The organism is Robbsia betulipollinis, assembly GCF_026624755.1.
GTDB lineage: Bacteria > Pseudomonadota > Gammaproteobacteria > Burkholderiales > Burkholderiaceae > Robbsia > Robbsia betulipollinis.
In genome coordinates, this window is sequence record NZ_JAPMXC010000010.1 from 240,423 (window position 1) to 255,581 (window position 15,159).

Here is a 15,159-nt window from a genome sequence, read left to right on the forward strand (position 1 = left end):
CGACGACGGCTCGTAAACCGCCGCGATCAGAAGATCGTTCGTGTTCGTCTCATCGGCAATCCTGCCTTTCGAGTCGTCGTCACCCGCAACGGAGCATCAACGAATACCATCGAGATTGGAAAATACCGGGTCGTGGAGCAGGGGCAGCACAAGGTACTCCGAATGGCGGACAACGAAACCTGCAACCTCAGCGTCATGGACCCCCTCAACCCGGCACGCTCGACCTCCCGTACGTCAAGGTGATGCTGCAACCGCTCGTATTTTTCGCGTCGCCGCGGGAGGTGCTCCTGATCGGTCTCGGCGGAGGACGGCAGGCGAAATTTCTGCATCGCCATTTTCCTTCGGTGAATATCGTCGCCGTGGAGATCGATCCGGTCGTGGTCGATCCGGCGCGCTCGCATTTCCAGTTGCCCGGCGACGACGAGAGGCTGCGCGTGGTCGTCCAGGACGCCGCGGCGTGTGTGCACGAGGACGATGGCAGCTGTGATTTGATCGTGTCGGATGGCTTCATGGAAGGCGACCAAGTCGTGGCGGCGTTTCATACGCCCGACTTTTATAAAGCCCGCCATCGCAAGCTGAGCCCCGATGGCATCATGACCGTCAACGTTTTCCGCCCCTCCTCGGATTGGGCGAGCGCGAACGGAACGGCGTTTGATACCGCTCGATGCCGCTGGCGATGCCCGCGGCGACGTCGTTTGCGATCGGCCCACCGCACGACGCCATGTCGCGATCGTTCGCACGGCCCGGCCGGGCGCGCCGGGATGTTGATCCAGATCAAAAAGGCGCGATGGCGGTCCCGCTAGACTGGGAACCTGCCTCTCGACCGCGCTTCCCGCGCCCCCAGACCATGAACGCCGTGATCGACCTCCCCGCCGTGCGCGCCTATCTGCTCGCCTTGCAAACCCGTATCGTGGCCGCGCTGGAAACGTGCGACGGCACGCCTTTCCGGCGCGATGTCTGGCGCAATGCCGACGACGCGCGGCTGCGTGGCGACGGCGTCAGTTGCGTGATCGAGTCGGGCGGTGTGTTCGAGCGCGGCGGCTGCAATTTCTCGCACGTGCGCGGCGATGCGCTGCCGGCGTCGGCGACCGCGTCGCGCGCGCAGCTCGCCGGCCGGCCGTTCGAGGCACTGGGCGTGTCGATGGTGTTGCACCCGCGCAATCCTTATTGCCCCACCACGCATATGAACGTTCGCCTGTTCGTCGCGCTGCCGCGCCCGGGCAGCGGCGAGCAGGCGGTCTTCTGGTTCGGCGGCGGCATGGACCTGACGCCGATCTACGGTTTCGAGCGCGACGCAGCGCATTTCCATCGGGCCTGCGCGGACGCGCTCGCCCCCTTCGGCGACGATCTGTACGCGGGTTTCAAGCTCTGGTGCGACGAGTATTTCTTCCTGCCGCACCGCGGCGAGGCGCGGGGCGTGGGCGGTATTTTCTACGACGATTTTTCCGAAGCCGGTTTCGACGCGAGCTTCGCGATGACGCGCGCGGTGGGCGATGCCTTCATCGACGCCTACCTGCCGATCATCGCGCGTCGTCGCGCGAACCGCTACGGCGAACGGGAACGGGCGTTCCAGTCGTACCGCCGGGGCCGCTATGTCGAGTTCAACCTGGTGCACGACCGCGGCACCCACTTCGGCCTGAAGACCGGCGGCCGCACCGAGGCGATCCTGATGTCGATGCCGCCGCTGGCGAGCTGGCGGTACGATTGGACGCCGCAGCCCGGCAGCGCCGAGGCGCGCCTCCATACCGATTTCCTCGCGCCGCGCGACTGGCTGGCATACCGGGATGCGTGCCGCGAAACCGAGGTGGCGGCGGTTTAAGGGGGCGTTTTAAAGGGACGGGGTAAAGAGACGGGTTAAAGAGGAGGGGTAAAGGGGTGCCCGACGCGCCCGCTTTGTGGCCCCGGCCCGCGCGGCGACCACGGCGGGCAAATGCAGGCGCGCTAGTCGCTCCAGGGCGTGGCGTCGCGATCCAGCACTTTGTCGAGCTTGTACGCGGCGCTGATCAGCGCGAGATGCGGCAGGCCCTGCGGAAAATTCCCGAGCGGGTCGCCGGCGGCGGAGATCTCCTCGGAATACAGACCCAGGTGGTTTGCATACCCAAGCATCTTCTCGAACACCAGCCGGCCCTCGTCGACGCGTCCGGCGCGCACCAGCGCCTCCGCGTACCAGAAGCTGCAGGCCGTGAAACTGCCTTCCTCGCCGTCCAGGCCGTCCTTGCCGTCCGGCGGATAACGGTACACCAGCGGGTCGTCGACCAGATGCCGGCCGATGGCTTCCAGCGTCGACAGCCAGCGCGGGTCTTTCGGCGCGATGAATTTGACCAGCGGCATCATCAGCGCCGCGGCGTCGAGCCGGTCGCTGCCCTTCGATTGCACGAAGGCCTGCAGATCCTCGTTCCAGAAATGATCGAAGATATCCTGGTGGATCTCGCTGCGGACCTGCGTCCAGCGCTCGGTGGGGCAAGGCAGCGAGCGCTTGCCGGCCAGCCGCAGCGCGCGGTCGATGCTGACCCAGCACATCAGGCGCGAGTGCAGCAGTTCGCGCTGCGCGTCCCGGAATTCCCAGATGCCGGCGTCGGGCTCGCGCCAGTGCGCGGCCACGTAGTCGACGATCTTGACGATATGCTGCCAGCCTTTGTACGACGTCGCGGTACCGTATTTGTTGTACAGGTAGACCGCGTCCATCAAGGCGCCGTAGATGTCGAACTGCAACTGTGTGGCGGCGGCGTTGCCGATCAAGGGCGGCTGGCGCGCATGGCCGTCGGCGAGCGAAGGCAGCGCGACCTCGGTCGCGGGGCATTCGCCATCGATCGCGTAGACCAGGTTGATCCGCCCGTCGAAGGCGGGATCTTCGGTGCGCCGTCCGGTCCAGGCGACGAAAGCCGATGCTTCGTCGACATGACCGAGCCGCAGCAGGGCGTAGACCGAAAACGCCGCGTCGCGGATCCAGACATAGCGGTAATCCCAGCGGCGCGCGCCATCGGCGGTTTCCGGCAGGCCGAAGGTGGGCGCGGCGATGATCGCGCCATGCTCGCGTGAACTCAGAAGCTTGAGCAGCAGCGCGGAACGGTTGACCATCTCGCGGTAGCGGCCGCGGTAGGTCGAGCGCGCGCTCCATTCGCGCCAGTGCGCGATGGTTGCGTTCAGGCAGGGGTCCGTATCGAGCGCCGCCTCGGAGGGCGCGCAGAGATCCTCGCCCGCGGCGCCCGGCCCCAGGATGAACGTGGCGCTTTCCTTGTGACCGAGCGTGAAGCGGGCCACCGCATCGCCTGCTTCGAGGGTCAGCGCCACGGAGGCGAAGAGTTGCATCACCGGCTGGACCGCGGGTGCGGCGGCAGCGGTGGGCGCGTCGCGAGCGGCTGCGGCGGCGCGATCGGGTGTGAACGCGACCGACCGTGCGCCGAGCATGCGCGCCTGGTGCGGCGTGCGTGCGTAGTCGAAGCGCGGCGCGCAGCGTACCACCAGGCCGACGGTTCCCCGCACGACCGTGATGAGCCGTATCAGCCGGTTCGGATCGTTTTCCGCCGTGCGCGTGATCGGCATGAAATCGGTGATCTCGACGACGCCTTCGACGGACATGAAGCGCGTGAGCAGCACGTTCGTGTCGGGCACGTAGACCTGCTTGACCCGGGCATCGGTCAGCTCGGGCGTGATCGAGAACGCGCCGCCGCGCTCGGGGTCGAGCTGCGCGGCGAAGATCGTCGGCGAGTCGAAGGCCGGAAAGCACATGAAATCGACCGCCGCCGCCGTGTTGACGAGCGCGACGGTGCGCATATTGCCGATGACGCCGTGCTTGCCGATCGCGCTGGCGTCGGGGTGGCGCTCGGCACGGGTCTGCCCGGGCCGTTCCGTTCTGGCAGTGCCGGCGGCGCCGGGATCGGGCATCGGGTCAGCCATTGTCTTCGAAGCCCGGGTACAGGGTCATGCCGCCGTCGACGAACAACGTCGTGCCCACGACATAGTCGCTGTCGTCCGAGGCCAGCCAGACCGCCGCATTGCCGATGTCTTCCGCTTCGCCGATGCGCTTGTACGGCACCAGCTTCATCAGTTTTTCGAGCGCCTCGGGCGTCGACCAGGCGTCCTTGTTGATCGGCGTGCGGATCGCGCCCGGCGCGATCGCGTTGATCCGGATCTTGTGGGGCGCGACTTCCTGCGCGAGCGAGCGCATCAGCATCGCGATGCCGCCCTTGGTGGCGGCGTAGTTGACGTGACCGGCCCAGGGAATCACTTCGTGCACCGAACTCATGCAGATGATCTTGCCGAGCGCGCGCGAGACCTCCGGACGCGGGCCGCGGCGCAGGAATTCACGGATCGCCGCCTGCGCGGTCAGGAACTGGCCGGTCAGATTGGTCTCCAGGACCGCGCGCCACTGCTCGATCGTCATGTCCACCACCGCGGCGTCGCGCTGGATGCCGGAGTTGGCGATGACGATATCGATATCGCCCAGCGCGTCGCGGGTCTTCTCGAACAGCCGCGCGACGTCTTCCGGCTGGCCGACGTCGGCCTGCAGCGCGACCGCGCGGCCGCCGCCCGCGGTGATCTCGGCGACGACTTCGTCGGCGCTCTGGCTGTTCGAGTGGTAGTTGATCGCCACCGCCGCGCCCGCGCGGGCCAGCGCCAGCGCCACGCCGGTACCGATCCCCGAACTGGCGCCCGTCACCAACGCAGTCTGTCCCGTCAGTTTGTTTTGCATCGCGCTTTTTCCTTGCTGTTTACTGGTATGGATAGCGGAGCGCCACCCTGCAGGGCGGCAAGTCCCTGGCAGGATGCAGCAATCATGCCACCCGCCGTGTCGGTTCGCGGTGACGCGCGAGAAAGGCGGGGTGCCGTCCGGTGCGTCCTACGCAACGTGTAGGAACTACTGTAGCGGATGCGAAGACACGGCGTGTGGCACGCAAATATTAGGATTTGTCCGATGGCGAATGATCGGCAATCCGGGATGATCGGCTTCTCGTCCTCCGGCCCGCCCCATGCACAGAAAGCCGCTCCCGCAGACGCCATCCCGGCCGTCCCGTTACCGCGCCCATGCGACGTCGCCCATGCTGCGTTGCGCCACGACGCTGCCGGCCTGGCGTTCGCGCGTGCTGCTGGTCATCGTGCTGCTGGCGTTCGCGACGCTGCTCGGACGCGCGGCATGGGTCCAGCTGATCAACGGGAAATTCTATGCCGAGCAGGGGCGCAAGCGTTTCGAGCGCATCATCGACATCCCCGCGGCCCGCGGCGAGATCTTCGACCGCAACGGGCGCCTGCTGGCGATCAGCCGGCCGCTGCGCGCGGTCTACGCGATGCCGGCGGCCTTCCCCGGGCCGATCCCGGCCGACAGGGTGGCGGCGCTGGCCGGGCTGCTCGACGTGCCGGTCGCGGACGTGGCGGCGCGCCTGCAGGGGGATCGCGCCTTCGTTTACCTGAAACGGCAGGTGCCGCTCGCCGTGGCGGCCCGCATCGATGCGCTGGGCATCGCCGCGGTGCGGTCCTTCGACGAATGGAAGCGTTTCTATCCCGACGGCGATGCGTCGGCGCAGGTAGTGGGCTTCGCCGGCGTCGACGAACACGGGCAGGAAGGGATCGAAGCCTCGCAGGATGCGCGACTGCGCCCCCGGCCGGGGCGGCGCATGGTGATCCGCAACCGGTTGGGTGATGTCGTCGAGGATGCGTTGATCCAGGCGCCACGCCCGGGCGAACCCGTGCACCTGACGATCGATGCACGTTTGCAGCACATGGCGTTCGCGGCATTGCGCTCGGCCGTCGCGCAGCATGGCGCGCAGGCGGGCGGCGCGGTCGTGGTCGACGCGTTGAATGGCGAGATCCTGGCGCTGGCGAACTGGCCGTCTTTCGATCCGAACGCGCCGCGCGGCAGGCAGCCGGGCGCGGTGCGCAACCGCGTCGTGACCGATACCTTCGAGCCGGGTTCGACGATCAAGCCCCTTCATGTCGCCACCGCGCTGGAGAGCGGACGGATCACGCCGCAGACGGTTTTCGATGTGTCGCCGGGGTGGTTGCAACTCGGCAAGTTCACGGTGCGCGACGTCTCGCCACAACGGGCGCTGTCGGTCGAGGATATCGTGCAGCGTTCGAGCAACGTGGGAATGGTGCGGATGACGCAGCACGGCAGCCGCGAGGAGATGTGGCGCTCCCTGCGGCAGGTGGGATTCGGCGAGGCGCCGGACATCGGTTTTCCGGGGGCGGCGGCCGGGCGGCTGCGGGACGTGCGTGCGTGGAGCGGCATCGATCAGGCGGCGCTCTCCTATGGGTATGGGGCGTCGGTGTCGCTGCTGCAACTGGCGCGGGCCTATACGATGTTCGGCGCCACGGGCCGGCCGCTGCCACTGTCGCTGGTCGGCCCTGCGTCCGGCATGTCCGGTGCGTCCGGTGCGTCCGGTGCGTCCGGTGCGTCCGCCGCCGCCCCGATGGCGCCGGCGCCAGGCACCTTCCCGGGCCAGGGCGTCTCGCCGCGCACCGCGTGGCAGGTGCGGCACATGCTGGAGCGCGTGACGGAACCGGGAGGCACCGCGCGGCAGGGGCGGGTCGCGCATTACCGCGTGGGCGTCAAGACCGGCACCACGCGCAAGATCGACGGCGGTGTGTACGCGCAGCGGCGTTATCTGGCGACGGCGGTCGGCATCGCGCCGGTGGGCGCGCCACGCTTCGTCGTGGCGGTGATGATCGACGATCCCACGGGCGGCACACGCGGTGGCGGCGCGGTGGCCGCGCCGGTGTTCTCGCGGATCATGGGGGAGACCCTGCGGTTGAGCAATGTGGCGCCGGACTATGTACCGCCTGACTCGTCCGCGATGTGAACGCCGGCACCCGATTTCCCCTCGTGACGTCCCGCATGCGCAGGACTTGCCGGGCATTTCCCCCGCGAAACTGGCACACTCGGTAAGATTCGCGCAAGATGCCGATTATCCGATCGGCGCATCCCGCCATCGTAGAAGACAACCCGCAGGCCGGCCGGTCCCGCGCGCCCCACCGGCGAGCGGCCCCGCGCGCCGGATTAGGAGAGGACCATGCCCCGTTTCGCCGCCAACCTGTCAATGATGTACCAGGAGTACGCCTTCCTGGACCGCTTTTTCCCGGCCGTCGACGATGGCTTCAAAGGCGTCGAGTTCCTGTTTCCCTACGAATTTTCGATCGCGGAAGTCGCGTTGAAGAAAAACGACTCGGGCCTTAACGTGGCCCTGTTCAACGCGCCGCCGGGCGACTGGTCGGCCGGCGAGCGGGGCATCGCGTCGCTACCCGGGCGCCAGGACGAGTTCAAGCGCAGCCTGGATACCGCGCTCGAATATTCCTCGGCGCTGGGCAACAGCCGCCTGCATGTGATGGCCGGCCTGCTGGAGCCGGGCGCGGACCGCGCCGCGCATCGCGCGGTCTATCTCGAAAATCTCGCCTACGCGGCGCAGCAGGCCGCGCCGCTCGGCCTGACGATCGTCATCGAACCGATCAACGTGCGCGACATCCCAGGGTTCTTCCTGAACCGTCAGGACGAGGCGCACGCGATCTGCCGCGAAGTGGGCGCGACCAATCTGAAAGTGCAGTTCGACTTCTATCACTGCCAGATCACCGAAGGCGATCTCGCCACGACGCTGCGGCAGTACATCGAAAGCGTGGGCCACATCCAGATCGCCAGCGTACCGGACCGGCACGAGCCGGACGAAGGCGAGGTCAATTTCGCCTACCTGATGAAGCTCGTCGACGAACTGGGCTACCACGGCTGGGTGGGCGCGGAGTACCGCCCGCGCGGCAAGACCAGCGAGGGGCTGGGCTGGCTGCGGGCATGGGAGTGATGCCATGACGGATACCCTGCCTCCCCATTTCGAAGACGGCCTGCTCGACGTCGGCGACGGGCATGCGCTCTACTGGCGCGCGCACGGCGATCCGGCCGCGCCGGTGATGCTGGTCGTGCATGGCGGCCCGGGCGGCGCGCACAACCCGAGCTGGGGCAAGTTCTTCGACCCCGCGCAATGGCGCGTCGTGTTCTTCGACCAGCGCGGTTGCGGCCGCTCGACGCCGTTCGGCAAGACCGCGTGCAATACGCTGAACGACCTCGTCGGCGATATCGAGAAACTGCGCACCGCGCTGGGCGTCGAACGGTGGGCGCTGTTCGGCGGCTCGTGGGGCACGACGCTGGCGCTCGCATACGGCATCGCGCATCCGCAGCGTTGTACCGGTTTTCTGCTGCGCGGCATCTTCCTCGCGCGGCAGCAGGATATCGACTGGTTCATCTGGGACGTGCGCCGCATTTTCCCCGAGGCGCACGCCGCCTTCCTCGACGCGATCGAACGCGCGAGCGGCAGCCGGCCGCGCGACCGCGACGAAGTGCTCGCGCTGGCAGCCGCGCCGCTCGCCCGCTACGATGCCGCGGGAATCGCGCTGGCGCGCGCCTGGTCCGGTTTCGAGGCCAAGCTGTCGTCGGTGCAGCCCATGCCGGCCGCGCCCGTGGTGCTCGCCGCGGGCGCGGCGCCGGGCGATGTCGCCGCGCCTCCCGGCGTCGCCGCGCCGTCCACGCCCGCCGCCACGGCGCCGGCCGGCACGGCCGGCACGCCGGCGGGCGGTGCGGCCGTGCCGCCCGATCCGCTCGAAGGACAACGGCGCGCGGTCTCGATGGCCCTGCTCGAGCATCACTACATGGCGCACGAACTGCCGGCGCCGGACTTTCTCGGTCGCCTGTCCGCGCTCCAGGACCATCCCTGCCACATCGTCCATGGCCGTTTCGATATGGTCTGCCCGGCCGAGCAGGCCCTGTCGCTGGCCCGCGCCTGGCCCGGAGCGACGGTGAAAATCGTCGACGCCGCGGGCCACTGGACCTTCGAGCCCGGCATCGAGAAGGCGTTGTTCGCGGCCAGCGCCGCGCTGCGCGACACGCTGCAGAAGGCATGACGCCTTCCGGTGCGCCGCGACGGCCGTCGCGCGGCCGTCGCGGCGCGCTGTCGCGAAATTACCGCATCCCGACACGATTCTGGCGAGGTAGGATGAGGCGTGAAACGCCGGCCCGAATCTCCTCCACACATCATGCTCAGGGTTCTCCTCGCGGTCGATACGGACCGCTCGATCGCCGGCATGCGCGACGCGCTGCAACGCGCCGGCTATGACGTCATCGCCGAGGTGGCGTCGGCGCGCGCGCTGCTGCGCGCCGTCGAGACCGAACGCCCGGACGTGGTCATCATCGATACCGAATCGCCCGCCCGGGACACGCTCGAACAACTGGCGGCCATGAACTCGGCCGCGCCGCGGCCGGTCGTGATGTTTTCCGGCACGGGCAATGCGGCGATCATCCGCGCGGCGGTGAGCGCCGGGGTGACCGCCTACGTGGTCGACGGGCTCGCCCCCGAGCGCCTGGCGCCGATCCTCGAAGTGGCGCGCGCGCGCTTCGACGAGGAGTCGCGCCTGCGGCAGCGGCTGGCCGACGCGGAGCAACGGCTCGCGGACCGCAAGCTGATCGAGCGCGCCAAAGGCATCGTCATGGCGCGCCGGGGGCTGACCGAGGACGCGGCGTTCGAGCTGATGCGCAACAAGGCGATGCAGCAGGGCCTGACGATCGCCGACATCGCCCGCCAGCTCATCGCGGTGTCGGACCTCCTCAGTTGACGACCTTGCCATGACCGACCTTCCCGACGCTCCGGATTCCTCCAACGCCCGCGCCGTGCCCGCCGTGCCCGCGGCGCATGCCAGCGGCAGCGACGCCCCGGAAAAACGCGTGCTGCGCGTCGGCTTCGTGCCGCTCAGCGATTGCGCGCCCCTGGTGCTGGCGGTCGAACGCGGCCTGGACCGGCGGCACGGCATCGAAATCGAACTGTGCCGCCAGCCTTCCTGGGCAGCGGTGCGCGACAAGTTGCTGTCCGGCGAACTGGATGCGGCGCACGCGCTCGCCGGGCTGCCCATCGGGGTCGAGCTGGGCATCGGCGGCCCGCGGCATCCGATGGCGGTGCTGATGACGCTCAACCAGAACGGGCAGGCGATCACGCTATCGCGCGCGCTGGCCGCGCGCTGGACGGCGTCCGGCGGGGTAGGCGAGGCTGGCGCACTGGCGCGCGCGCTGCACGCCGGCGCGCGTCCCGGACCCGACGGGCGGCCCGTGTTCGCCCACACGTTTCCCACCGGCACCCATGCGATGTGGCTGTATTACTGGCTCGCGGCGCAGGGCATCGATCCGCTGCGCGCGATCGACAGCGTCGTGATCCCGCCGCAGCAGATGGCCGCGAGCATGGGAATCGGGGAACTCGACGGCTTCTGCGCGGGCGAGCCGTGGAGCGCGCAGGCCGAGGCGGGCGGCGCGGGCGTGACCGTGGCCACCACCGACGCGGTCTGGCCCGATCATCCGGAGAAGGTGGTGGCGACCACACGGCGCTTCGTCGACACGCATCCGCATGCGGCACGCGCGCTGGTGACCGCCTTGCTCGACGCGTGCCGGCGGCTCGACGCCCCCGCCGAGCGCCGCGTCGCGGCCGAACTGCTGGCGCGGCCGGGCTGGATCGATGCGCCGTACGCGCTGATCGCCGGGCGCCTGTGCGGCGACTATCGCCATACGGCGGGCGGCGTAACGGCAGGCGTTGCGCCGCCACGCTGGCCGGCCCTGCACGTGGCCCGGCCGTTGCGCTTCTTCGGCGACGGCGCGGTCAATTTTCCGTACGTGTCGGATGCGGTCTGGTTCATGACGCAATACCGCCGCTGGGGCATGCTGAGCGTGCCCTGCGACTATGCGGCGGTTGCGGCGACGCTGTGCAGGACCGCGCTCTACCGCGAGGCCGCCGGCCGCCTCGGGGTCGCGACGCCCGCGCGCGACGCCCGCGCGAGCGTGCTGATGGACGGCCGCCGCTGGGATGGCAGCGCGCCGTGGGACTGGGACGGATCGGGCGCGCCGGCATAAGACCCGGCGAGACCGGCCAGGGTCGCTGGCGATCAGCGATCAGCGGCGGTCGGCAATCGTGCCCGCGTGCACCGTGTTCGCGCGGCATCGGGGCCCTATCGCACCGCGGTGGCGCCAGACTGCGTACGGCAACAGTGCGCGCGTGCACCAAGGCGGTTCGTCGCACGGTTCCCGTTGCGCGTCCCGGGCGGCGGCGGCGTCGCGGCCATGTCGCCGAAATGCGCCTTCCCTGTCGATAAACAAAGGCATTGCACTCCGAAAGTCCCTTCGAAAATGCAATATATCTCCCGCACGCGACAAACCGGCACGACCATTGCATAGTCCTCGTGGGGCCGCAACGGCGCGGTGCCCGCTTCGCGGCAGCGCATCAACGACGATGGGTTGCCGCACGAACAACGGCGTTCGCTCCGTTCCGGCCATATCGGAGCGAGGCGAACGCCGTTTTTGTTTTCGGGCGACGAATTCTCCCTAGGCGAGGACATCATGCGGCGCGGTTTCTGGCAGTCTGGGCATACGCCCACCTTGTTCAGTGCATTCCTGTATTTCGACATGAGTTTCATGATCTGGTATCTGCTCGGCCCCTTGCAGATCCAGATCGCGCAGGACCTGCATCTCAGCGCCCAGCAACGCGGCCTGATGGTCGCCACGCCGATCCTCGCCGGGGCGATCCTGCGGCTGGGCATGGGCGCGCTGGTCGATCGCATCGGTCCGAAGCGCTCGGGGCTGGTCGCCCAGGTGGTGGTGATCGCGGCGCTCATCGCGGCCTGGCGTCTTGGCGTGCATTCGCTGCCGCAGGCCTTGCTGCTGGGCCTGTTTCTCGGCGTCGCGGGGGCCTCGTTCGCCGTGGCGTTGCCGCTGGCGTCGCGCTGGTATCCGCCCGAGCACCAGGGCACCGCGATGGGCATCGCCGGCGCGGGCAATTCGGGCACCGTGTTCGCCGCGCTGTTCGCGCCGGTGCTGGCCGTCGCCTTTGGCTGGCGCGCGGTCTTCGGCCTGGCCGCGCTGCCGATGGTCCTCGCACTGCTCGTCTACTGGATCTGCGCCAAGGATGCCCCCGGTGCCGCGAAAAAGAAATCGATGGTCGATTACCGGCGCATCCTGGCGTCGAAGGATGCATGGGTGTTCATGGGCCTGTACGCGATCACCTTCGGCGGTTTTTCCGGCTTCGCCAGCGCCCTGCCGGGCTATTTCCACGACCAGTTCGGCTTCGGACCGAAGCTGGCGGGCTGGAGCACCGCGGGCTGCGTGTTCGCCGGCTCGGTGATGCGGCCGATCGGCGGCGTGATCGCCGATCGTATCGGCGGCACCCGTTCGTTGCTGGTGGTGTATCTGGCGTGCGCGGTGCTGATCGCCGCGGCCGGACTCGGTTTGGGCGGCCCGGCCCTCGCGCTGGCCCTGTTCGTCGCCGCGATGTTGTGTCTGGGCGCCGGCAACGGCGCGGTGTTCCAGCTCGTGCCGCAGCGCTTCGGCGCCGACATCGGCTTGATGACGGGGCTCGTCGGCATGGCCGGCGGCGTGGGCGGCTTCGCGCTGGCCGCCGGTCTGGGCGCGATCAAGCAGGCCACGGGCGGGTATGCGGCGGGGCTGTGGGTCTTCGCCGCGCTGTGCGTGGTCGCCTGGATGGGGCTGCGCAGCGTCACCACGCAATGGCGCAGCAATTGGGGCATGGCGGCCACGCGCGTCTGACATTTCGTCTCTGATTCACCCGTTCGAGAATCTCATGCACAAGCGCAAACTCGTCGTCGTCGGCAACGGCATGGCCGGCATCCGTACTCTCGAGGAGCTGCTGCACCTGGCGCCCGAGCAGTACGACATCACGGTATTCGGGAGCGAGCCGCACCCGAACTACAACCGCATCCTGCTGTCGCCGGTGCTGGCCGGCGAGCAGGAGTTCAAGGACATCATCCTGAACTCGCTCGAATGGTACGAGCAGAACGGGATCACGCTGCGGCTGGGCTGCACGGTGACGAAGATCGACCGCGTGCGACGCGTGGTGATCGCCGACGACGGCAGCGAGGCGCCGTACGACCGGCTGCTGCTGGCCACCGGTTCGCGGCCGTTCATCATCCCGGTCCCGGGCGCGGACCTGAAGGGCGTGATCAGCTATCGCGACATCTACGACACCGAGGCAATGATCGCGGCGGCGCGCGTCAGGCGACGCGCGATCGTGATCGGCGGCGGGCTGCTCGGGCTGGAGGCGGCGAACGGCCTGAAACTGCGCGGCATGGATGTGCAGGTCGTGCACAACGGCGAGACGCTGCTCGACCGGCAACTCGACGCGACCGCGGGCGAGCTGCTGCGCCAGGCCCTGGAGGCGCGCGGTATCGGCTTCCTGATGGCGCATGGCACCGCCGAGATCCTCGGCGACGCGGGGGGGCAGGTACGGGCGCTGCGTTTCGCGAACGGCGAGGAAGTCGCCACGGAACTGGTCGTGATGGCCGTGGGCATTCGTCCGAACACCGCGCTGGCGGAGGCCGCGGGGCTGTATTGCCGCAACGGCATCGTCGTCAGCGACGTGCTCCAGACCTTCGACCCGCGCATCTACGCCGTGGGGGAATGCGTGAACCATCGCGGTACCGCCTACGGCCTCGTCGCGCCGCTGTTCGACATGGCGAAGGTGGCGGCGAACCATCTCGCGGGTCTGGGGTACGGGCGCTATTCGGGTTCGGTGCTGTCGACCAAGCTGAAGGTGACCGGCATCGACCTCTTCTCCGCCGGCGATTTCAAGGGCGGCGAGGGCACCGAGGAAATCGTCCTGTCGGACCCGTCGGGCGGCATCTACAAGAAACTGGTGCTGCGCGAGGACAAGCTCGTCGGCGCCTGCCTGTACGGCGACACCAGCGACGGCGCCTGGTACTTCAAGCTGCTGCGCGAGGGGCGCGCGATCGGCGAGCTGCGCGAGTCCCTGATGTTCGGCGAATCGAATCTGGGCGATGCCGGTCACCAGGGGCAGAGCCGCGCGATGGCGATGCAGGACAGCGACGAGGTCTGCGGCTGCAATGGCGTCACCAAAGGCAGGATCGTCAAGGCGATCCGGGAACAGGGCCTGTTCACCCTCGACGAAGTGAAGAAGTGCACGAAGGCGTCGGGTTCGTGCGGTTCGTGCACCGGTCTCGTCGAGCAGATCCTGATGAACACGCTGGGCAGCAGCTTCCAGGAAACGCCGAAGACGCGCGCGGTCTGCGGCTGCACCGACCACGGCCACGCGGACGTGCGCCGCGCGATTCGCGAGCACAAGCTGCTCACGCATGCGCAGGCGTACCGGTTTCTCGACTGGCGCACGCCGAACGGTTGCGCGACCTGCCGCCCGGCGATCAATTACTACCTGCTGTCCACCTGGCCGCGCGAGGCCGTCGACGATCCGCAAAGCCGCTTCATCAACGAACGCGCGCACGCGAACATCCAGAAGGACGGCACGTTCTCGGTGATCCCGCAGATGAAGGGCGGCGTGACGAACGCGGCGGAATTGCGGCGCATCGCCGACGTGGCCGACAAGTACGCGGTGCCGATGGTCAAGGTCACCGGCGGACAGCGCATCGATTTGCTGGGCGTGAAGAAGACCGATCTCGTGGATGTCTGGCGCGATCTGGGCATGCCGTCGGGGCACGCGTACGGGAAATCGATCCGCACCGTGAAGACCTGCGTGGGCAGCGAGTTCTGCCGCTTCGGCACGCAGGACAGCACCAGCATGGGCATCGCGCTGGAGACGATGCTCGGCTATATGTGGAGCCCGCACAAGGTGAAGCTCGCCGTGTCCGGTTGCCCGCGCAACTGCGCCGAGTCCGGTATCAAGGATGTGGGCGTGATCGCCGTCGAGAGCGGCTGGGAACTGTACGTGGGCGGCAATGGCGGCATCAAGACGGAGGTCGCGCAGTTCCTCGTCAAGGTGAAGACGCCGGAGGAAGTGAAGGAATACACCGGGGCCTTCCTGCAACTGTACCGCGAGGAAGCCTTCTATCTGGACCGCACGGTGCACTACATCGCGCGGGTCGGACTGGAGTACGTGAAGGCGCAGGTGGTCGCCGACGCGGCGAACCGGCGCGCCCTGTACGAGCGGTTGCTGTATTCGCTGGAAGGCATGTCGGACCCGTGGGCCGAGCGCATCGCGGGCAAGGCGCATGACGAATTCACGCCGCTGACGGTATCGGTATGACCCCGGCGGGCGGATCGCGGCTGTGGATAATTTTGTGGATAAAACGTTCCCGCCGATTGAATGCCCTGTGTGCAAGCCGTGCATAAGCCTGTGGGCAAGGCGTTGACAAGATGTGGGCAGCCTGTGGGTAACTGCTGTGCAT

General features: G+C 68.4%; 11 protein-coding genes. 9 read left to right on the top strand and 2 right to left on the bottom strand.

Features of this window, described 5'->3' with window-relative positions; genetic code table 11:
* Nucleotides 1-242 precede the first annotated feature (242 nt).
* Both OVY01_RS18890 and hemF read left to right on the top strand, forming a co-directional pair.
* Nucleotides 243-803 carry a spermidine synthase gene (locus OVY01_RS18890; protein ID WP_267849119.1) on the top strand — a complete coding sequence of 187 codons (561 nt, stop codon included), beginning with the start codon at nt 243-245 and terminating at the stop codon, nt 801-803.
* 44 nt (nt 804-847) lie between these two features.
* Nucleotides 848-1,819: an oxygen-dependent coproporphyrinogen oxidase gene (hemF, locus tag OVY01_RS18895; RefSeq protein WP_267849120.1), complete on the top strand. Its 972-nt coding sequence runs from the start codon at nt 848-850 to the stop codon at nt 1,817-1,819.
* A gap of 122 nt (nt 1,820-1,941) precedes the next feature.
* On the opposite strand, the gene OVY01_RS18900 is transcribed toward hemF, so the two are convergent.
* Both OVY01_RS18900 and OVY01_RS18905 read right to left on the bottom strand, forming a co-directional pair.
* Nucleotides 1,942-3,885 (bottom strand): glycoside hydrolase family 15 protein, encoded by a 1,944-nt coding sequence (locus OVY01_RS18900; RefSeq protein ID WP_267849121.1) that lies wholly within the window; start codon nt 3,883-3,885, stop codon nt 1,942-1,944.
* A gap of 4 nt (nt 3,886-3,889) precedes the next feature.
* Nucleotides 3,890-4,693, bottom strand: coding sequence for a glucose 1-dehydrogenase (locus tag OVY01_RS18905; protein WP_267849122.1), 804 nt, complete (start codon nt 4,691-4,693; stop codon nt 3,890-3,892).
* 277 nt (nt 4,694-4,970) lie between these two features.
* Here OVY01_RS18905 and OVY01_RS18910 point away from each other — a divergent pair, with 277 nt between their 5' ends.
* The 7 genes from OVY01_RS18910 to nirB all read left to right on the top strand — a co-directional run bounded on the left by OVY01_RS18910 (nt 4,971) and on the right by nirB (nt 15,017).
* A complete protein-coding gene (locus tag OVY01_RS18910) occupies nt 4,971-6,797 on the top strand; it encodes a peptidoglycan D,D-transpeptidase FtsI family protein (protein ID WP_267849123.1) in 1,827 nt (608 codons plus the stop codon).
* Between the two features lie 210 nt (nt 6,798-7,007).
* Nucleotides 7,008-7,784 carry a 2-oxo-tetronate isomerase gene (gene otnI / locus OVY01_RS18915; RefSeq protein ID WP_267849124.1) on the top strand — a complete coding sequence of 259 codons (777 nt, stop codon included), beginning with the start codon at nt 7,008-7,010 and terminating at the stop codon, nt 7,782-7,784.
* Nucleotides 7,785-7,788: 4 nt separating this feature from the next.
* Nucleotides 7,789-8,877, top strand: coding sequence for an alpha/beta fold hydrolase (locus tag OVY01_RS18920; RefSeq protein WP_267849125.1), 1,089 nt, complete (start codon nt 7,789-7,791; stop codon nt 8,875-8,877).
* 132 nt (nt 8,878-9,009) lie between these two features.
* Nucleotides 9,010-9,585: an ANTAR domain-containing response regulator gene (locus tag OVY01_RS18925; RefSeq protein WP_267849126.1), complete on the top strand. Its 576-nt coding sequence runs from the start codon at nt 9,010-9,012 to the stop codon at nt 9,583-9,585.
* A 10-nt stretch (nt 9,586-9,595) separates the two neighbouring features.
* Nucleotides 9,596-10,864 carry a CmpA/NrtA family ABC transporter substrate-binding protein gene (locus tag OVY01_RS18930; protein ID WP_267849127.1) on the top strand — a complete coding sequence of 423 codons (1,269 nt, stop codon included), beginning with the start codon at nt 9,596-9,598 and terminating at the stop codon, nt 10,862-10,864.
* 483 nt (nt 10,865-11,347) lie between these two features.
* Nucleotides 11,348-12,550 (top strand): nitrate/nitrite transporter, encoded by a 1,203-nt coding sequence (locus OVY01_RS18935; RefSeq protein ID WP_267849128.1) that lies wholly within the window; start codon nt 11,348-11,350, stop codon nt 12,548-12,550.
* A gap of 34 nt (nt 12,551-12,584) precedes the next feature.
* On the top strand, nt 12,585-15,017 hold the full coding sequence (nirB, locus tag OVY01_RS18940; RefSeq protein WP_267849129.1) for a nitrite reductase large subunit NirB: 2,433 nt from the start codon (nt 12,585-12,587) through the stop codon (nt 15,015-15,017).
* The last annotated feature ends 142 nt before the right edge of the window (nt 15,018-15,159 follow it).

Coding starts and splice junctions, on each gene's coding strand:
- OVY01_RS18900 (WP_267849121.1), bottom strand. CDS start 3,885: ATGCCCGATCCCGGCGCCGCCGGCACTGCCAGAACGGAACGGCCCGGG.
- OVY01_RS18905 (WP_267849122.1), bottom strand. CDS start 4,693: ATGCAAAACAAACTGACGGGACAGACTGCGTTGGTGACGGGCGCCAGT.
- OVY01_RS18935 (WP_267849128.1), top strand. CDS start 11,348: ATGCGGCGCGGTTTCTGGCAGTCTGGGCATACGCCCACCTTGTTCAGT.
- OVY01_RS18890 (WP_267849119.1), top strand. CDS start 243: ATGCTGCAACCGCTCGTATTTTTCGCGTCGCCGCGGGAGGTGCTCCTG.
- OVY01_RS18925 (WP_267849126.1), top strand. CDS start 9,010: ATGCTCAGGGTTCTCCTCGCGGTCGATACGGACCGCTCGATCGCCGGC.
- OVY01_RS18910 (WP_267849123.1), top strand. CDS start 4,971: ATGCACAGAAAGCCGCTCCCGCAGACGCCATCCCGGCCGTCCCGTTAC.
- otnI (WP_267849124.1), top strand. CDS start 7,008: ATGCCCCGTTTCGCCGCCAACCTGTCAATGATGTACCAGGAGTACGCC.
- nirB (WP_267849129.1), top strand. CDS start 12,585: ATGCACAAGCGCAAACTCGTCGTCGTCGGCAACGGCATGGCCGGCATC.
- OVY01_RS18930 (WP_267849127.1), top strand. CDS start 9,596: ATGACCGACCTTCCCGACGCTCCGGATTCCTCCAACGCCCGCGCCGTG.
- hemF (WP_267849120.1), top strand. CDS start 848: ATGAACGCCGTGATCGACCTCCCCGCCGTGCGCGCCTATCTGCTCGCC.
- OVY01_RS18920 (WP_267849125.1), top strand. CDS start 7,789: ATGACGGATACCCTGCCTCCCCATTTCGAAGACGGCCTGCTCGACGTC.